Source organism: Streptomyces sp. TRD_SC_5 (genome assembly GCF_056836825.1).
Genome location: NZ_JBWZZS010000001.1, coordinates 489,910 through 507,424 on the forward strand (window position 1 = coordinate 489,910; position 17,515 = coordinate 507,424).

The following is a 17,515-nucleotide window of genomic DNA, read 5'->3' on the forward strand; positions in this document are numbered from 1 at the left end:
CCGGCCTCGGCGTGAGCGCGAGGCGGGCAAGAGCCCCGCCTCCCCTCTCCGCGTCTTCCCTCCCGGCGCCCGCGCGGCGCCCCTTCCCAGCGGATCCCAAGACCCGGAGACACATCACACATGTCGCACGCACAGCAGTACCAGCACGGACCCGAGCTGCCCGTTCCCACCGTCCAGCTGAACCACACCGTCGTCCATGCCAGGGACCGGCAACTGTCGGCCGAGTTCATCGCCGCGATCCTGGGTCTCCAGGTCGGCGCTCCGTTCGGGCCGTTCCTGCCCGTGGACCTCGGCAACGGCGTAACGCTCGACTACTACGCGATGAGCGACGAGCCGGTCCAGTCGCAGCACTACGCGTTCCTGGTGCCCGATGAGCAGTTCGACGCCATGATCGCCCGCCTGGAGGCGGTCGGAGTCACCTACTACGCCGATCCCAGCCACACCGAACCCGGCCACATCAACCGTCTCTTCGGCGGTCGCGGCGCGTACTTCGACGACCCGGTCGGCCACAACATGGAGATCATGACCCGGCCCTACGCCCGGCCGTAGCTCAGTAGGCGGAGTCGACGTTGTCGATGGAGCCGTACTTGTCGGCGGCGTAGTTGGCGGCCGCGGTGATGTTGGCGACCGGGTCGGTCAGGTCCTGCGGGGTGCCGGCGACGTGGTAGGCGTCGAAGGTGGGCTGGATGACCTGCAGGAGGCCCTTGGAGGGGGTGCCGTTCTGCGCGTTGACGTCCCAGCCGTTGGAGGCGTCGGGGTCGCCGCCGGACTCGCGCATGATGTTGCGGTGCAGGCCCTCGTAGCTGCCGGGGATGCCCTTGTCCTTCATGATGTCCAGGGACTCGCGGATCCAGCCGTCCAGGTTCTCCGGGTAGGAGGGCGCCTTGGCTGCCTTCTTGGCGATGGCGTCGGCCTGCGCGGAGACGGCGGCGGCGGAGACCGTGGTCGCGGAGGTCTGCGTGGCCGGTGCGGCGGCCTGTGCGGGGGACGGGGCGAGCGTCAGGGCCATTGCCGCGGCGCCGGCGGCGCAGATCCCGGAGACCGAGAACTTACGGATCGTGGCGGTACGGCTGAAGGTGGCACGGGGCATGGCGGGCATACGGATGGGACTCTCCATTCGGTGACTACGGGGGCGCCACGGGGGACCGGCGAGGTCCGGAGCGATCAGCTCCCGGGGCTCGATCCATGGTTAACGGCGGTCCGAGATGTCCGCAATGATCCGAATTACTGCCTGTCTACGTAGAGAGAGCACCGAAGAAGCGGACTTCCGCCGCCCACGCCGAGAGGAAAAGCGCCTGGGTGCTACTACCGCGCCTCGTATGTGACCTAGGACCTATGGGCGGGCTCACAGCCAAGGCCTGCGGACGATCAGCAATCCGCATCCGAGGAAACCCCGGCCCCGGCCGTTTGAGCGCGCCGACGCGGGCAAAACGCTTCGGGACAGGTCGCGGCAGGACATTGAGGAGCAGCAGTGATTTCCCAGGAGCAGCTCGCAGGCCTGGCCGGTCAGCCGGTCTTCGCCGTTGATGGACACAAGGTCGGGGACGTGGTCCATGTCCTGCTGGACGACACCACCGGCAGGCCGGAGTGGGCGCGAGTGCGCGGCGGCTCGGCATCAGGTGATGTCTTCGTTCCGCTGCGGGAGGCCGTGGGCGGTGAAGACCGGCTGGAGGTTCCGTTCCCCTCGGCCGTCATCGATACCGCGGCCCGTGCCGCGCTCGGAGGCGCGGAGGTCCTGTCCATGGCCGACGAGGAGAAGCTGTTCGCCTGTTACGCGATGACGGACGTGCGTGACCAGGTGAACGCGGAAGGCGGAACCGGCTGGTCCGCGATGGACCGGGCGCAGGACATCCAGGCCGGCACGACCGGCCAGGAGTCACTCCGCACTCGACTGCGTGTCCTGCCCGGCGCCGGCGCGTAGCCACCGGAGCGAGCCCGGCCGGGATGGACGCCAATGAACGCCGGTGGACGCCGATGCCGGTCAGCAGGGCTGGCGCCACGCTCCGAGGTCCAGGTTCTTGCGCATCGAGCTGAGGCCGAGCCTTTTGGAACGCTCGCAGAAGTCGCCGACCGGGACGGCGTATTCGACGTGCAGGACCGCCTTGCCTGCCTTGACGAAGGGAGCGAGTGCCGCGCAGTCGCCGTACTGCGCGCACTCCTCGTTCACCGCGAAGTCGAAGTCCGCGACCAGCTCCGGGATTTGCGGCAGATCGTTCTTCAGGCCCACCGACATGCCGCGAGCGTGGGCGAGACCGGCGAGCATGCGGTTGTACGCGAGCTGGTGGGCGGCGGTCAGGGGGAAGCCGGTGTCGTTGAGGTAGCCGTCCATCAGGTCGGGCTCGACCGCGTCGAAGCCCTTCTCGCGGCACATGTCGAAGCGCTTGGCCATCAGCGGGCGCAGTACGTCCAGACGGCGGATGTCGAGCCAGCGTTCACCGGCCCAGCCGTTGCCCCGGCCCCGGACGGCGGCCGGGAAGTCCCGGCGATCGGGACGGAACGACTCCCACGCGCCCGCGTTGATGTAGCAGATGACCTTGCGGCCGTCCTTGTGCAGACGGCTCACCGAGGCGGCGTCGTTCTCGAAACCGCCGATGTCGTAGACGGGCACGTCGACCCGGCGGTCGACGCGCCCGTCGAGCTGCCACTGCCACGCCGTACCCACGGCCGGGCGCCACGGCTGGGTGCGGGAGGGCCCGGACGGTTCCGGGGCCGGCTCGGGGCCGGGCGCGGAGCAGCCGGCCAGCAGGGCAAGAAGGAAGAGCAGACACAGTGGGCGCGAGCGGGTCATGGAGCCTTCCGGTGGAGAACGGGCGGCAGAAGTGACCAGGGGTTGGAGCCGTGCCCGGGAACCGCGCAGTGCACGGCGGCCCGGCGAAGTGCCGCGGTACGGGCGGCAAGTGCGCACAGTCCGGCCGGTACGCCGTGGATGAGATGGCAGAAGCGTTCCGGCGGGTGTGCCGCGGTCCACGGCGGTGCCGCCGGCGCCGCCGAGTAGGCGGTCCAGTCGCCTTCGAAGGTGACCAGCAGATCGGCGATCGCCGCATAGCCGGGGGCCGGGTGGACCCCGGGGTTGAGGACGACCGTACGGCCGCCGCGGGAGCGCGACGCCCGGGCGATGCGCCGGTAGTGACGCACCGCCCCCGGTTCGGAGGCGGCCTGGTCCAGGAAGGATCCGTCGGTGGCGTACCAGTCCCGGTAGCGGTCGAAGTCGGCGGTGACGGCCCGCAGGGGCCGGCGGCCGTAGTCGGTGTCGACGTACCCGAGCAGCGGAACCCCCGCCGCCCGCAGGGCGCGGGCGGCGGCGGCGAACGACGGCTCGGGCGCGGTGCCCGGTCCGTCCGCGATGTTGAGCACCACGCCGTACAGCAGGTGCGCCGACTCGACGAGTGTCCACCAGGCGCCGGGGTCGACGGCGGGGTGGACGTACATGGGCACGAGCAGTTTCGCCGGGGCCACCGGCTCCGGCTGAGGTCGAGATTGCGGCTTCGCCTTCACGGGGCCGCCGGGGCAGGCACCGCCGGCAGGGACTGCCACAGTCCGGACAGTGATTCCGCGAGACTCCGCTGCGGCTGCCAGCCGAGTGCGGCCCGTGCCGCCGCGATGTCCGCGCACTGCCAGGAGACCGCGGACGAGCGGACGGATCCGACGCCGGCCTCCTCGACGGTGCCGCGGAATCCGGCGGACCGGACCAGGCCGTGCGCGATCTCGCGGACGACTGTGGCCCGTCCGCTGCCGATGTTGAGCACGGGCGGCAGTGGTCCGGGCACCGTCGCCGCGAGGAAGACGGCGCGGGCGACGTCCCGTACGTCGACGAAGTCGCGGTACGCCGAGAGATCACCGACCCGTACGGTCCCCGCCTCCCCCGCCCGCCGCAGTTCACCGGCGAGCCGCCCGGGCAGCCCGGCGGACGGCGCGCCGGGCCCGACCGGGTTGAAGACGCGCAGCACGACGGCGTCGAGGCCCGCGGCGGTCACGGCCGCCGTGCCCGCGAGTTTCGTCGCCCCGTACGGCCCCTGGGGCCGGGTGGCCGCGTCCTCGGTGACGGCCTCGCCCGGCGGGGTGGGGCCGTACTCGGCGGCCGAGCCGAGGTGGACGAGCCGGGCGCCGGGCGCCGCCGCGCGCAGGGCTTCGCAGAGTGCGGCCGGCCCGCGGGCGTTGACGTCGGTGAGCTGTACGGGGCTGCCGGTCACCAGACCCGCGCAGTTGACGACGACATCGGGCGCGGCGGCACGCAGCGCGTCCCCGAGGACGTCAGGGCCGGCGGTCAGGTCGAGGGGCACGTCGGCGGTCGTCGACCGGCCGCCGCCGAGCAGCCGCACGCCCGGCAGGGCGCGCAGCTGCTCGGCGGTGTGCCCGCCCAGGAATCCGGTGGAGCCCAGGACGAGGATGCGCATGTCCGCTCACGCCCCCTTGAGGAGCAGGCCGCGGTGGGTGGTGAACTCCGCGTTGGCCCGGTCGTAGTCGTCGGGGCGGCCGATGTCGAGCCAGTAGCCGTCGAAATCGTAGGCGTGCGGAGGCTTCTCGGCGGCGAGCAGGTCGAGGACGAGTTCGTCGAAGCCGAGCGGCAGACCGGGTGTGTATCCGGCGAGGGTTTCGCGGGAGAGCCCGTACACACCCATGGAGACCCGGTAGTCCACGCTCGGCTTCTCGGCGAAACCGACGACCCGGCCGCCCTCGGTGGTCAGGACGCCGAAGTCGATGGCGACCTTGCGGGCGTACGTGGCGACCGTGAGCGGGGCCCCGGACCCGCGGTGCGCCCGGACCACATCTCTGTAGTCGAGGTCGGTCAGGATGTCGCCGTTCATCACCAGGAAGTCGTCGGGCAGCCGGTCCATCATGGTGAGCAGCGGGCCCATCGTGCCGAGTGGGCTGTCCTCGGTCGAATAGCCCACGCGCAGACCCCACTGCGAGCCGTTGCCGACGTACGCGCGGATGATGTGGCCCAGGTGGCCTATGGCTATGGTGCAGCTGGTGAAGCCGCTCGCGGCCAGCTGGCGGAGCACGATCTCCAGGATCGCGTGCTGGTCACCGATGGGTACGAGCGGCTTGGGCAGAGCCGTCGTGTACGGCCGCAGCCGGACGCCCTTGCCACCGGCGAGGATCACTGCATGCATCGAAGTCCCCTGTACGTCTGGGTCGCGCGCGGGCGAGGTCATATGTTGTAGATGCCGGTCTTGTAGCGGGAGAGGTTGCCGGGGTCGCGGAAGAAGTCGATGGTGTGGCCCAGCCCCCGCTCGAGGTCGTACTCGGGCTGCCAGCCGGTGGCGGTGCGCAGCCGCGTGGCGTCGGCGACCAGGCGCATCACCTCGGAATTGGCGGGCCGGATGCGCTGTTCGTCCTCGCGTACGTCGAGGTCCGCTTCCATCAGCTTGCCGATGAGCCTGGTGAGTTCACCGATCGATATCTCACCGCCGGTGCCGGCGTTGAAGGTCCGTCCCACGACCGCCTCGGCGGGAGCGGCACCGACGGCGAGGAAGGCGCGGGCGGTGTCCTTGACGTACAGGAAGTCACGGGTGGGCCGGAGGTCTCCGAGGGTGATGGTCCGCTCCCCCGCCGCGACCTGGCCGATGACGGTCGGGATGACCGCCCGCATCGACTGGCGCGGGCCGAAGGTGTTGAAGGGGCGCAGGGTGACGACCGGGGTGGCGAAGCTGGCGTGGTAGCTGTCGGCGAGCCGGTCGCCGCCGGCCTTCGAGGCGGCGTACGGCGACTGCGTGCTGATGGGGTGGTCCTCGGTGATCGGCACGGTCTGCGCGGTGCCGTAGGTCTCGCTCGTCGAGGTGTGCACCAGGCGTGGGGTGCCCTGCCTGCGGACCGCTTCGAGGACGTTGAGGGTGCCTGTGACGTTGGTGTCCACGTAGCTGTGCGGGGCTTGGTAGGAGTACGGGATCGCGATGAGGGCGGCCAGGTGGTAGACGGCCTCGGCGCCTTCGACGAGCTGGTTGACCGAGCCCGGGTCGCGGACGTCGCCGAGGACGATCTCGACCTGGTCGAGGGTCTCGGCGGAGAGGGTTTCCAGCCATCCGTAGGAGGAGAAGGAGTTGTACTGGGCCATGGCCCGGACGCGGTGGCCGGCCGCGACGAGGGCCTCGGTGAGATGGGATCCGATGAAGCCCTCGGCGCCGGTGACGGCGACAAGTGAGGCTGCTGGCGCGGGCGCTGGTGCTGGTGCGGTCACAGGGACGCTCCTCTGTCTGGGGTACGGGACGGGAATCGCGTGGTGCGGAGGTTCAGCGGTGCGCCGTGGGCCTGCCGAGGATCCGGCAGGCCAGGAACAGGAGGGCGAGAGCCGCGGTGGCCCGGCAGACCACTGCGGCGAGCCCGGCGGGAAGCCCGGCAGCCGGGGCCGCGGCTTCGGCTGCGGCGGCCGTGAGACAGACCGCCGCGGGTGGCCAGGCGACGCCGAACGCCTGGAGCAGCAGGGCGGTCCAGAGAACCGCCCCGAGCCCGAGCAGTGGGACCGGGTCGGTCCCGGTGAGCAGGGCGCCGGCCCCCAGCAGGGCGACGTAAGCGCTCAGGCACAGCGCCAGGGCGCGGGCGGCGCGCACGGCGAATCCGCGCGGTTCGGTGCTGGCGCGCAGAGCGGCGACGGCGAGCCCGCGGTAGCGGTAGAGCAGCCACTCGGCGAAGCCCATGCTCAGCGTCAGGACGACGACGGCGTACGGTTCCACGGCCCCCGAGAGCATCGCGAGCACCCCGGCCGCAAGGCCGAACAGCCCGTACGGCAGCGAGCGCAGCAGCGTGGGAACGGCGCCGACGGGCGCGGGGCCCGAGCGCAGGGCGGCACGTATCCCGTGGGCGGCGGCGAGCGCCGCGCAGCAGACGGTGGAGAGCAACAGGACCACCACCACGGCGGCCGGCGGCGCCCACCACAGTGTGGCGGCGGCGCCTGTGGCGGTGGGCAACAGCGCCAGCAGCAGGGCGCGTTCGCGGCCGAGGACGAGCAGTACGGTCGCTGCCCCCAGGTAGCAGGACTGCCCGGCGGCGAAGGCGGCGGCCGGCCCCGGGCCCGTAACGAGCAGGCCGGGCAGGGCTGCCAGCAGCGCTCCGACGGGGGCCCCGATCCGCAGGGTGCGGCCCGCGGCGGCCGGGCCCGCGGTACCGAGCCGCAGATAGGCGCGGTGGCTGAGCGCCTGGTTCCACGCCCAGGCCGCCAGGCCCGCGATGACGAGCCCGGTGACGGCGTGCGCGCCTCCCCACAGCCCGGAGCCCAGCACATAGGCCAGTCCGGGGAGCGCGAAGACCAGTCCGCGCAGGGCGCATCGCAGGTGGTCGGGGCGCCAGGGGTCGGCGGTGGGCGGCGGTTGCGGGTAGTGCCGGGGCACCCGGGCGTACAGATCCTCGGCCAGCGCGAACAGACCGGGGCGACCGTAGCGCGTTCCTATCTGATCGCCTGTCAGGCCGTCGGACTCCAGGAGCGCGGCGACCTCGTAGGGGTGGACGGCCGCGGACACCGGCTCCATCAGCCGTTCGGCGAGTTCGTCGATCGGGTCGGCGGCCCAGCTCGGCCGGCTTCTGCTGCCCTGCCGCTGCCGGGGCAGGGTGGGCAGGCTGTCGCCCTCGCCCGGGAGCAGGCGCAGGGGGCCGCTCATCGGAGGGCTCCCGCGTGCCGGTCTTCCGGCTGTGCGGCGGTGTCGGCGCCGTTCGCCGGTTCTCCGGCCGCGAGTTCGGTGTAGATGGACCGGAAGGTGTCGATGGTCTGGCGGAGCGTGAACTGCTCGATGACGCGCAACCGCGCGCCCTCCCCCATGGCGGCCCTGCGCACCGGGTCGCGGAGCAGTTCCAGGGCCGCGCGGGCCATGGCCCGCGGTTCTCTGGGCGGCACGACCAGGCCGGTGTCGCCGACGGCCTCCCGTACTCCGCCGACATCGGTGGAGACGGTGGCCCGCCCGCAGGACATGGCTTCGATGAGGGTGAAGGGGAAGCCTTCGCTGATGCTGGAGAGCATCACGGCGTTGCCTGCCGCATAGGCGTCGCGGATGTCGTCGACCCGGCCCTCGAAGACGACGGCGTCGGCGTGTCCGAGCTCTGCCGCGAGCGCCTCGCAGCGCTCCCGGTAGGCCTCCCCGCCGCGCGGGGTACCCCCGAAGAGCCGCAGCCGAGCGTCCGGTATCTCGGCCCTGACCAGGGCGAAGGCCCTGATGAGGGTCTCCAGGTCCTTGATCGGGTCGACCCGCCCCGCCCAGCTGAGGGTGGGGACGTCCGGTTCGGGCCCGGCGGCCGGGAAGGCCGCCGGGTCGACGCCGTTGTAGACGGTACGTATCAACTCGGGCGCGGCGCCGCCCTGTTCCTCCCAGAGCCGGTTGTAGCGGTTGCCCGGGGTGATCAGGTCCGCCGTACGGTACGTCTCCTCGGCGAGCAGCCGGAAGAAGCCGAGCAACAGCGCCTTGACCGGCCACCGGTAGGGGCCGGTGCGATAGCCGAGGTAGCGCTCGCGCAGGTAGACGCCGTGCTCGGTGAGCAGCAGCGGCACACCGTGCAGCCGCCGCGCGACGAGTCCGGGCAGTACCGCCAGGCCGCCGCTCACCGCGTGGCACAGCCCGTGCTCCGGCGGCGCTGCGGCGAGCGGTCGCAGGGCGTGCTCCAGCAGGTCGGTGGCGGTCAGGGCGTCGTGCAGGGTCGGCCGGGCGGCGTGCACCGGCAGGCCGGGGCGGCTCCAGACGGCGGCCAGGACGCTGACGGCCTGGTCGCTGCGGAGGGCGGGTGCCAGCGCACCGTCTCTGGCCGACCGGGCCAGCTCGTGCAGCGCGGGCCCGAACTGGTCCTCGGCTCGGGGATCGAGGAGTGCGGTCAGGAAGCGTTCGTACGCCGCCATGAGCTGTCGTCGGCGACGGCCGCGCGGCGCCCTGCCAACCGGGTCGGGGCCCCACATGGGGACGGTGACGGGCGGTGCGACGTGGCTGGGCAGTTCCCAGGCGAGCGGTTCCTGGCCGGTGCCGGTCACGGCGACGACCCGGAAGTCGAAGTCGGGCATTCCGCGGACGAGTTGGTCGCACCACACGCTGACGCCGCCGTGGTGGTGCGGGTAGGTGCCTTCGGTGAGCAGGGTGACCCGGGCCGCGCCGGACTGCGGCACGCGGAGTAAGTCGGGCATGAAGAGTTGGTTCCCCCGTGGAGATGCCGGCGCGGTCTGGGCCGGGAATGTGCGGACGGTCGGGCGCCGGTCAGCCTGCGACGCCGTACGGCACTCTCTGACGCACCCCGGCCGGCACCGGCAGGCGGGGCGCGCTGCGCTGTACCGGTTCGGCCCGGTCCGCCTGGTCCGTCGGCGCCGCCTGCGCGTTGACGGCTGCGGGCAGGGTCAGCGTCACCCCGTCCTGAAGGAGTGCGGGCGAGACCCACCCGGAGAGCGTTCCGGCGTACGGACTGCCGAAGGCCTGGGTACCGAGCAGCAGGTTCTGCCGGGTGCCGGTGGGCATCGTGGCGGTGGCGCGGACACCGCTCGGTGCCCGTACGGTGACGGTGTCGCCGATACGGTACGCCGTCACCTGACCGGCCTTGACGGCGGTGTTCCAGGCGGCCTGGTCGCGCAGCTCCGCCCCGATCTGCTGCTGACGAAGGTTGACCAGCGGGGTGTTGGCGGCGTACAGCCCGGCGTAGTCGTCGACGATGCGGTCGAGCACCGGGTAGGCGATGCGGTCCTCGGCGAGGTTGGACTGGTGGATGAAGTGCGGCCGCGGGTCGTTGGCGAGGACGTGACCGAGGCCGATGCGGACCTCCAGCGGGACGATGTAGTCGGCGTAACCGGTGACCGTGTCGAGCGGCTCTTCCAGGCACGTGGTGCCTGCGGCGCTCTCGCAGATGCCGCTGCCGCCGTCGGAAGCCCTGGTGTAGATCCAGTTGTACTCGTCGATCTGCTCGGTGGTCCGGCCCGCGTTGTAGAAGACGTTCATGGGGTGGCGGGGCACGGTGAGCGAAGAGCCGACCTTCCGCTGGCCGCGGTCGCGGGAGTTGTCGGACCCGAGCCAGGTGACGGCGTTGTCGGCCAGAGCGGGCCCGAGGTTGGGGTTGTCGTCGGGCTGCTGCGGCAGGATCTTCAGCCCCGAGTGCTCACCGGTGACCAACTCACTGTTCACCAGGGGAAGTCCGGCGCGCTGACCCCAGGCACGGTTGTCACTGATCTGGGAGGAGATCTCCGCGCGGGTGACGTACTTGGTGCTTCCGTCGGGGTTCTTGGCACAGACCCACGGGACGACGGTGACGTTCTGGACGCACCCGAGGAAGGGGTGGTTGTACGTGTGGTTGATCCACCGGTAGGCGTGTCTGTCGGCGGCCAGCTGCTGCGCCAGCGGGTCGGTGCCACCGTGCTCCTCCTTGTAGAGCTCGCTGCCGCCTCCGTTGTACGCCATGTCCAGGGTGAACCCCTTGGCCGCGGACCACTGCGCCGCGTACTGCGCGTCGGCGGCCGTCATCCGGATCGGGTCCGGCTCGCCGCCCTGCCCCGGGGCGCAGTCCACATCGCCGGGGGTGCAGTTGAGCTCGGTGTCCCAGCGGTCGTCGGCGGCGAATACGTCGTCGATGTGGACCGCGAAGTAGTTGCGGGACGCGCCCAGCCGCACGCCCTGTGTCATCCAGTCCACAATGCCGCGGGCGAGCAGCCGGAACTGCTGCTGGTACTGGTTGTAGACGAAGCCGACGACCAGTTCGCGGCGGCCGTCGTGCCGGTACTCGCCGACGATCGAACCCCGCTCCTGCGTGCCCGGCAGCGGCGCCTGGACGTAGCTGGTGAAGTCCGCTCCCGGCAGGGGCTTCGCCACGTACCCGTAACTCTCACTCACCGAGGGTGAGTTGTCCTCGAAGGGTATGCCGCCGTCGAGATACCCGAAGGGGCCCGCGGCGCCGGCGGCGGTCACCTCGGCACGTACACCGTCCAGGGAACCGCTGAAACCGCCGTTGACCGGGTAGTCCAGCCCGACCTCGGGCCGGGCGTAGGTGTAGGCGTCGACCTGGGGAACGGCGAAGGCCTTCTCGTACGAGACGAGCGCCGCCATCTCCGCCGAACCGGCCCCGAACGGATTGTCGTTGGGCAGCACCACGGCCTGGTACTTGGCGCGTGGACGGCCGTCGAGCGTGTCGGCGAGGAAGGCGCCGTCGATCACCGGGCGGTTCTGGCGGGTCAGGTCCAGGGTCGTGTACGGGGTGCCGGCGCCGTCGAGTTCGGCGGCGATCGCGGCGGTGGCGGGGCCTCCGTCGCTGACCACGAGGACGCGCAGGTCGATACGCGGGACCGGGGCCGCCGCGGCCACGTTCGCCGGCGCGAAGAGCGTGGTTACGAGCGCGGCGGACAGCGTGGATCTCGCGGCCCAGCGGGCCGTACGGCTTGTGAAGTGCATGAGTCCCTCCCCGGAAGGGCATGCCGGTGGTGCGACCGGCATACCCCTGCCCCCAAGGGCACGGGCGTTCGGTCAGCCGCCGCTCGTGCCCCGTCTGTCGGATCACATACTGGGGTCAGAAATGGAGGTTCTGTGAGGGCGTGGTGAAACCTGGCGCGAAACAAACGTGCCCCGCATACCTCCGGATCCGATGGACCGACCGCCCGGAAATCCCCGCAGGACACCCGCCGGCAAAGATTCCGCTTCTCCGCCACAGCTCAGGGGCACTGCGAGCACATACCGCACTGACCGGCGCACTCGTGTGGTCCAGACCACAGAAACCCTTCCGGGGCCAGCCACTCGATTCAGCCAGCGGCGACACTCTCGCAGCGGCGCCACTACGCCGGTCACGGTGGCGCCCACCCCGCTCGGGCGGCACCGATTGAGTGATCAAAATCGCGTTGGGTTAGCATATGAGCGCCGCCTAGCTCGAAAGATAAACCTGTGACTGTCAATGACGACTCGTTCACCAACTGGAAAAACCGCGAGGAGATCGCGGAGTCGATGATCCCGATCATCGGGAAGCTGCACCGGGAGCGGGACGTCACCGTCCTTCTTCACAGCCGCTCCTTGGTGAACAAGTCGGTGGTCAGCATCCTCAAGACCCACCGATTCGCCCGGCAGATCGCCGGTGGCGAACTCTCGGTCACCGAGACGCTGCCGTTCCTGCAGGCTCTCACCACGCTCGATCTCGGCCCTTCCCAGATCGACATCGGCATGCTCGCCGCGACGTACAAGAGCGACGCCCGCGGCCTCTCGGTGGAGGAGTTCACCGCCGAGGCCGTCGCCGGCGCCACCGGTGCCAACAAGATCGACCGCCGCGAGCCGCGCGACGTCGTCCTCTACGGGTTCGGCCGCATCGGCCGCCTCGTCGCCCGCCTGCTCATCGAAAAGGCCGGCTCCGGCAACGGCCTGCGGCTGCGCGCCATCGTCGTCCGCAAGGGCGGTGACCAGGACATCGTCAAGCGCGCTTCGCTGCTGCGCCGTGACTCCATCCACGGCCAGTTCCAGGGCACGATCACCGTCGACGAGGCGAACAGCACGATCATCGCCAACGGCAACGAGATCAAGGTGATCTACGCCAACGCCCCGTCCGAGGTCGACTACACGGCGTACGGCATCAAGGACGCCATCCTCATCGACAACACCGGAAAGTGGCGCGACCGCGAGGGCCTGTCGAACCACCTGCGCCCCGGCATCGACAAGGTCGTCCTCACCGCTCCGGGCAAGGGCGACGTCCCCAACATCGTGCACGGCGTCAACCACGACACGATCAAGCCGGACGAGCAGATCCTGTCCTGCGCGTCCTGCACCACGAACGCGATCGTCCCGCCGCTGAAGGCGATGGCGGACGAGTACGGCGTGCTGCGCGGCCACGTGGAGACCGTCCACTCGTTCACCAACGACCAGAACCTGCTGGACAACTACCACAGTTCCGACCGCCGCGGCCGTTCGGCGCCACTCAACATGGTCCTCACCGAGACCGGTGCCGCCTCCGCCGTCGCCAAGGCGCTGCCGGACCTGAAGGCAAGGATCACCGGCAGCTCGATCCGCGTCCCGGTCCCGAACGTCTCGATCGCGATCCTCAATCTGCGGCTCGCGCGCGAGACCACCCGCGAGGAGGTGCTCGACTACCTCCGCGACGTGTCGCTGACCTCGCCGCTCAAGCGCCAGATCGACTTCATCAGCGCCCCCGACGCGGTCTCGAGCGACTTCATCGGCTCGCGCCACTCCTCGATCGTCGACGCCGGCGCCCTGAAGGTCGAGGGCGACGACGCGATCCTCTACCTGTGGTACGACAACGAGTTCGGCTACTCCTGCCAGGTCATCCGCGTCGTCCAGCACGTGTCCGGGGTGGAGTACCCGACGTACCCGGTCCCGGTGGTCTGATTTCGGCGGACCGCCCGCCGACGCCCGGCGGGCGGGGTGGCAGCCGGTTCCGACCGGCTGCCGCCCCCGCACACGTTTCCCACCCCGAGTGCTTCCAGCCGGTCCAGGAGCCAGTCGTGCGGGACGACGACTACGATCGGTCAAGTACTGGGCAGGCGAGCACGTAGCGCAGTTCGCGTTCGAGGGGGGTCATGAGAAGCCCGGAGCCCGGCACGCCGGGGGTGGGAAGACGGAAGCCATGGCGCCCCCTGTCGTTGAGCCGGCTCGGCCGGGTGTGGACCGCGGTCATCGCGTTGTCGCTTGTGACGCTCCTCAGCCTCTTCGCGTACTACTTACGGAACCGGCCTGCTGAATCCGGCCCTGTGGCGGGGAACCAGCAGGCGTACGTCGAGGAGTTGGACGCTGCCCGTCGGCAGCTGTTCCAAGGCCGCCTCATACACACCGACACCAAGACCCTCGACCTCGTGGTGGAGGAACCGCGCCGGTTCCGGGCCGAGGTACTGGGCGAATGGCAGTCGGCCGAGCACGGCGATTCCGGCACGCAGGTCCGGGCCGGTGCTCAGATCGGGGCGAGGCTGCACTGCTCAGGAGCGGAAGTGACCTGCACTCCCCTCTCCTCGGAACGCCAGAACGTACTGACGAACAAGGACCGCGCGACATGGATGTGGGAGGTAAGAGCCAAGCGACCCGGGAAGGTCGCCCTCGCTCTCACCGTGACCTCCTACTATCGTGACTCGGACACCGTTCTGTTCGAGGAACCACCCGTCACAGCTCGCGCCGCAGTGGCCCCGCCGCCCGATGACACGGGCCCGCTTTCCTGGCTCGTGGACACACTGGCGTGGATAAAGAGCGCGGTCCTGGAGCTGGCCCTGACAGCAGGGTCCCTCGCCACCGTATGGGGCCTCTACACCGCAGTGAAGAACCGGCGTGACGATCCTGCCGGTGACGCGGAAGGGGACGCCGGGGCGATGGACACACACACCAACGCCCGACAGCGCCCCCCGGCCGAACCGGCATCCCCCGGCCCGCCCCGTGCCCCACGCACCCCGCCCCACGACGACGAAGTGACCTCCGCCGACGCGCAGCGGGACGCTCAGCACGGTCGCGGCGAGTGAACTCCGGGGTCAGAAATCAAAGTTCCTCAGGTCCGCGGCGAGTGAGGCGACGGCCGCCGGATTGCGCGGGCTTTCCACCAGATCCGCGTAGTCGAGGACGACGATCCGATCGTTCTTGACGGCCGAGACGTCCGCGAGCGGCGGGTAGGACTTCAGGAACTTCCGCTTCTGGTCCGCGCTGGTGTCCCCGTAGTCGTTGATCACGATCACCTCGGGGTCACGCTCGACCACGGTCTCCCAGCCCACCGTCGCCCAGCTGTCCTTGAGGTCCTTCATGACGTGATCGCCGCCCGCCTTGGTGATGATGTCGTGCGGCCCGGCGTACAGCCCCGAGGTCAGCGGCCGGTCCTGCCCGTCGTCATAGAGGAAGACGCGCGGACGGTCAGTGCCCTTGAGGGCCTTCGCCTGCGCTTCGGCCACCTGCTTCTGGAACCTCGCGACGAGGGCTTCGGCACGGTCCTCGACGTCGAAGATCGTTCCCAGGTTGCGCAGATCGGTGTAGAGCGCTTCGAGCGGCGACATCACGCCGCGCGCCTTTCCGCGCCCGTTGCGGCACGACTCGCTCAGCAGGTACGAGCCGATGCCCACCCTGTCCAGCTCGGCAGGGGTGAAGCCCTCCCCCTCGTTGAAGCCGTAGTTCCAGCCCGCGAAGACCAGATCGGCGCGGGCGTCGAGGACGAGCTCCTTGTTGATCGTCTTCTTCGACAGCCACTTGGTCTTCTGGTAGCCGCCCTTCCAGGGAACGGAGTCGAGATCGCCCCTGTCGTCGGGCATCACGTAGCCCGCCATATGGTCCTCGAGTCCGAGCGCGAACATGATCTCGGTGATGCCGACGTCATTGGTGACCACGCGCTCCGGAGCCTTGTCGTAGGTCTCCTTCTTGCCGCAGTTCTCGATGGTCACCGGATAGTGGCCGCGGCCGGCCTTGGCGCCGCCGTTGTCTCCGCCCCGGGAGGTCACTTCCGCGCCGCAGCCGGTGAGGACCAGGGCGGCGGCGAGTGCGAGGGCGGCGGGGCGTACGAGGTTTGGCATGGTGGCAGTGGCTCCTTACGAAGCAGGGTGCGTAGGGGGGAGACGGTCGAAGAGCAGCTGTACGGCGCCTGACTCGGGATGCGGTACGCGGTACGCCCGTACGCCGAAGACCTCGGCCAGCAGCTCCGGCGTGAGCACGTCGTGCGGGGCACCGGAGGCGACGATCCGGCCTCTGTCGATGACATAGAGCAGGTCGCAGTGGACGGCGGCGAGGTTGAGATCGTGCAGCGCGGTGAGCACGGTCAGGGCGCTGCCGCGCACCAGATTCAGCACTTGCAACTGCTGTGCGATGTCAAGGTGGTTGGTGGGTTCGTCGAGCACCAGAACCTGAGGCTGCTGAGCGAGCGCACGAGCGATCAGGACCCGCTGCTTCTCGCCGCCGGAGAGGGTGAGGAAACCACGGTCGGTGAGGTGGCCGGCGCCGACCCGCACCAGCGCGGCCTCGCACACCTGCCGGTCCTCGACTGTGGTCCGTGCCACCGACCGCTGGTGCGGCAGCCGGCCCATCGCCACGACCTCGGCGACGGTGAAGTCGAACTCGGTGACCGCCTCCTGGGGAAGCGCGGCCAGCCGACGCGCGCCTTCGCGCGCGCTCATGGTGTGCAGGTCCTCCCCGTCGAGCCGGACCGTACCGGCCGAGGGACGCAGGGCCCGGTAGACGCAGCGCAACAGGGTGGACTTCCCGCTCCCGTTGGGCCCGACAAGCCCGACGAGCTGCCCGCCGCCCGCTCGCAGCGTGACCTCCTCGACCAGCCGGGCGCCGGCGATCTCGACCGTCAGTTCATCGATGTCGAGCCGCATCACGCGCCTCCGAAGGTGTAGGAGCGGCGGCGCATCAGCAGCACGAAGCACGGCACGCCGATGACCGCGGTCAGCACGCCCACCGGCAGCTCGACAGGCGCGAGCACCACACGTGACAGGATGTCCACCCAGATCAGCAGGACGGCGCCCGCAAGTGGTGCGACGGCCAGCAGGCGGCGATGGTCCGCGCCGACCACCATCCGTGCGGCGTGCGGGACCATCAGGCCGACGAAGCCGATCGCGCCGCTCACCGCGACCACCGCCCCCGTGACGGCCGCCGAGACCAGGAACAGTTCCTTGCGCAGCCTCCCCGCGTCCACTCCGAGCGCGGCCGCGGTCTCGTCCCCCATCGCCAGGGCGTTCAGGCGTCGCGCTGACACGGCGAGGTGGACGAGGCCCGCGAGCACGGCTCCCGCGGCGATCGGTACGGAGGCCCAGCTGGCCCCGCCGAGGCTGCCGAGCAGCCACATCATCGCGGAGCGGGCCGCCTCGCCACGCTCGGCCGCGAACACCATGAACGTGGTGACGGCCGAGAAGCCGTAGTACATCGCGGTGCCCGTCAGGACGAGCCGCAGCGGGGTCAGGCCCTCGGCGGTGCGGGCGATCGCGTACACCAGCGTCATGGCGAGGAGCGCGGAGAGGAAGGCCGCTGTGGACAGGGCCCAGATGCCGAGCGCGCCGAAGGCTCCGAAGAGGAGGACGGCGTTGGCGCCGACGGCCGCGCCCGAGGAGATGCCGAGGACGAACGGGTCGGCGAGGGCGTTGCGGACCATGGCCTGCACGGCGACGCCGATGGCCGACAGACCGGCCCCGACGACCGCGGCCAGTACGGCTCGCGGAAAGCGCAGTTCCCAGACGATGGTGTACGCCGGGACCTGGTCGGGGGCTATGGGCCCGCCGGTCAGCCCGGCCCACAGGTAGCGCAGTACTTCGCCCCAGGAGAGCCCTGACGCCCCGATGCCCGCCCCGCAGGCGACGGAGACCAGGAGGGCGGCGCCCAGGGTGGCGAGAAGAAGGGGCAGTGACACGCGCTTGGGCGGCGCGGGGCCGACACGGGTACGGGCCGTGGACGGTGGCGCGGCGGTCTTACGTTCGACGGGTGTGGCCACGGGCGGATCGCTTTCGCCTCGGGCCGTGCACCTACGTGACCAAAGGAGCAGCCCGGGACGCGGGGCGCCCTGCGCAGCACCCTCTCGCAGTCCACGGCGAATTGACAGGAGCCTTCACCGCCGCGGGTAATCGGGCTTACGTAGCCGCGTGTTGGGCTCCGTCTACCGTTGCGGGTCAGCGCCGGAATTCGACCGG

16 protein-coding genes are annotated in these 17,515 nt (G+C 70.7%); 4 read left to right on the forward strand and 12 right to left on the reverse strand.

All coding sequences use genetic code 11. From position 1 onward, the window contains the following. Window positions 1–120 precede the first annotated feature (120 nt). Window positions 121–549 carry a VOC family protein gene (locus AC1P0E_RS02295; protein WP_482740459.1) on the forward strand — a complete coding sequence of 143 codons (429 nt, stop codon included), beginning with the start codon at window positions 121–123 and terminating at the stop codon, window positions 547–549. Between the two features lies 1 nt (window position 550). On the opposite strand, the gene AC1P0E_RS02300 is transcribed toward AC1P0E_RS02295, so the two are convergent. Beyond that, on the reverse strand, window positions 551–1,090 hold the full coding sequence (locus AC1P0E_RS02300; protein WP_482745626.1) for a transglycosylase SLT domain-containing protein: 540 nt from the start codon (window positions 1,088–1,090) through the stop codon (window positions 551–553). 381 nt (window positions 1,091–1,471) lie between these two features. Here AC1P0E_RS02300 and AC1P0E_RS02305 point away from each other — a divergent pair, with 381 nt between their 5' ends. Beyond that, window positions 1,472–1,921, forward strand: coding sequence for a PRC-barrel domain-containing protein (locus tag AC1P0E_RS02305; RefSeq protein ID WP_482740460.1), 450 nt, complete (start codon window positions 1,472–1,474; stop codon window positions 1,919–1,921). 60 nt (window positions 1,922–1,981) lie between these two features. On the opposite strand, the gene AC1P0E_RS02310 is transcribed toward AC1P0E_RS02305, so the two are convergent. The 8 genes from AC1P0E_RS02310 to AC1P0E_RS02345 all read right to left on the reverse strand — a co-directional run bounded on the left by AC1P0E_RS02310 (window position 1,982) and on the right by AC1P0E_RS02345 (window position 11,333). Next, entirely contained in the window at window positions 1,982–2,788 is an 807-nt protein-coding gene (locus AC1P0E_RS02310) for an endo alpha-1,4 polygalactosaminidase (protein WP_482740461.1), read from the reverse strand. Further along, entirely contained in the window at window positions 2,785–3,429 is a 645-nt protein-coding gene (locus AC1P0E_RS02315) for a spherulation-specific family 4 protein (RefSeq protein ID WP_482745627.1), read from the reverse strand. The genes AC1P0E_RS02310 and AC1P0E_RS02315 overlap by 4 nt, the downstream gene beginning before the upstream one ends. Before the next feature lie 62 nt (window positions 3,430–3,491). Further along, complete coding sequence (locus tag AC1P0E_RS02320) at window positions 3,492–4,394, reverse strand: NAD-dependent epimerase/dehydratase family protein (RefSeq protein WP_482740462.1); 903 nt, start codon at window positions 4,392–4,394, stop codon at window positions 3,492–3,494. 6 nt (window positions 4,395–4,400) lie between these two features. Continuing rightward, window positions 4,401–5,114: a nucleotidyltransferase family protein gene (locus tag AC1P0E_RS02325; RefSeq protein ID WP_482740463.1), complete on the reverse strand. Its 714-nt coding sequence runs from the start codon at window positions 5,112–5,114 to the stop codon at window positions 4,401–4,403. 38 nt (window positions 5,115–5,152) lie between these two features. Then, on the reverse strand, window positions 5,153–6,178 hold the full coding sequence (locus tag AC1P0E_RS02330; protein WP_482740464.1) for an SDR family NAD(P)-dependent oxidoreductase: 1,026 nt from the start codon (window positions 6,176–6,178) through the stop codon (window positions 5,153–5,155). Between the two features lie 52 nt (window positions 6,179–6,230). After that, window positions 6,231–7,592 (reverse strand): hypothetical protein, encoded by a 1,362-nt coding sequence (locus AC1P0E_RS02335; protein WP_482740465.1) that lies wholly within the window; start codon window positions 7,590–7,592, stop codon window positions 6,231–6,233. Beyond that, a complete protein-coding gene (gene pelF / locus AC1P0E_RS02340; protein WP_482740466.1) occupies window positions 7,589–9,094 on the reverse strand; it encodes a GT4 family glycosyltransferase PelF in 1,506 nt (501 codons plus the stop codon). Before pelF ends, AC1P0E_RS02335 begins: the two co-directional genes overlap by 4 nt. A 70-nt stretch (window positions 9,095–9,164) precedes the next feature. After that, window positions 9,165–11,333 (reverse strand): hypothetical protein, encoded by a 2,169-nt coding sequence (locus AC1P0E_RS02345; RefSeq protein ID WP_482740467.1) that lies wholly within the window; start codon window positions 11,331–11,333, stop codon window positions 9,165–9,167. 483 nt (window positions 11,334–11,816) lie between these two features. Here AC1P0E_RS02345 and AC1P0E_RS02350 point away from each other — a divergent pair, with 483 nt between their 5' ends. Beyond that, window positions 11,817–13,262 (forward strand): glyceraldehyde-3-phosphate dehydrogenase, encoded by a 1,446-nt coding sequence (locus tag AC1P0E_RS02350; RefSeq protein ID WP_482740468.1) that lies wholly within the window; start codon window positions 11,817–11,819, stop codon window positions 13,260–13,262. 302 nt (window positions 13,263–13,564) lie between these two features. Continuing rightward, window positions 13,565–14,377, forward strand: a complete 813-nt coding sequence (locus AC1P0E_RS02355) for a hypothetical protein (RefSeq protein WP_482740469.1) — start codon at window positions 13,565–13,567, stop codon at window positions 14,375–14,377. A gap of 9 nt (window positions 14,378–14,386) precedes the next feature. On the opposite strand, the gene AC1P0E_RS02360 is transcribed toward AC1P0E_RS02355, so the two are convergent. The 3 genes from AC1P0E_RS02360 to AC1P0E_RS02370 are packed head-to-tail and all read right to left on the reverse strand — an operon-like array spanning window position 14,387 to window position 17,319. After that, window positions 14,387–15,409: an ABC transporter substrate-binding protein gene (locus AC1P0E_RS02360; RefSeq protein WP_482740470.1), complete on the reverse strand. Its 1,023-nt coding sequence runs from the start codon at window positions 15,407–15,409 to the stop codon at window positions 14,387–14,389. Between the two features lie 15 nt (window positions 15,410–15,424). Further along, on the reverse strand, window positions 15,425–16,210 hold the full coding sequence (locus tag AC1P0E_RS02365; RefSeq protein WP_482740471.1) for an ABC transporter ATP-binding protein: 786 nt from the start codon (window positions 16,208–16,210) through the stop codon (window positions 15,425–15,427). Continuing rightward, window positions 16,210–17,319: a FecCD family ABC transporter permease gene (locus AC1P0E_RS02370; RefSeq protein WP_482740472.1), complete on the reverse strand. Its 1,110-nt coding sequence runs from the start codon at window positions 17,317–17,319 to the stop codon at window positions 16,210–16,212. The genes AC1P0E_RS02365 and AC1P0E_RS02370 overlap by 1 nt, the downstream gene beginning before the upstream one ends. Between the last annotated feature and the right edge of the window lie 196 nt (window positions 17,320–17,515).

What these genes read in the sequence shown, in the direction of transcription:
- AC1P0E_RS02315 (WP_482745627.1), bottom strand. Translation starts at nt 3,429, where the DNA reads ATGTACGTCCACCCCGCCGTCGACCCCGGCGCCTGGTGGACACTCGTC.
- AC1P0E_RS02360 (WP_482740470.1), bottom strand. Translation starts at nt 15,409, where the DNA reads ATGCCAAACCTCGTACGCCCCGCCGCCCTCGCACTCGCCGCCGCCCTG.
- pelF (WP_482740466.1), bottom strand. Translation starts at nt 9,094, where the DNA reads ATGCCCGACTTACTCCGCGTGCCGCAGTCCGGCGCGGCCCGGGTCACC.
- AC1P0E_RS02295 (WP_482740459.1), top strand. Translation starts at nt 121, where the DNA reads ATGTCGCACGCACAGCAGTACCAGCACGGACCCGAGCTGCCCGTTCCC.
- AC1P0E_RS02335 (WP_482740465.1), bottom strand. Translation starts at nt 7,592, where the DNA reads ATGAGCGGCCCCCTGCGCCTGCTCCCGGGCGAGGGCGACAGCCTGCCC.
- AC1P0E_RS02365 (WP_482740471.1), bottom strand. Translation starts at nt 16,210, where the DNA reads ATGCGGCTCGACATCGATGAACTGACGGTCGAGATCGCCGGCGCCCGG.
- AC1P0E_RS02345 (WP_482740467.1), bottom strand. Translation starts at nt 11,333, where the DNA reads ATGCACTTCACAAGCCGTACGGCCCGCTGGGCCGCGAGATCCACGCTG.
- AC1P0E_RS02320 (WP_482740462.1), bottom strand. Translation starts at nt 4,394, where the DNA reads ATGCGCATCCTCGTCCTGGGCTCCACCGGATTCCTGGGCGGGCACACC.
- AC1P0E_RS02300 (WP_482745626.1), bottom strand. Translation starts at nt 1,090, where the DNA reads ATGCCCCGTGCCACCTTCAGCCGTACCGCCACGATCCGTAAGTTCTCG.
- AC1P0E_RS02325 (WP_482740463.1), bottom strand. Translation starts at nt 5,114, where the DNA reads ATGCATGCAGTGATCCTCGCCGGTGGCAAGGGCGTCCGGCTGCGGCCG.
- AC1P0E_RS02310 (WP_482740461.1), bottom strand. Translation starts at nt 2,788, where the DNA reads ATGACCCGCTCGCGCCCACTGTGTCTGCTCTTCCTTCTTGCCCTGCTG.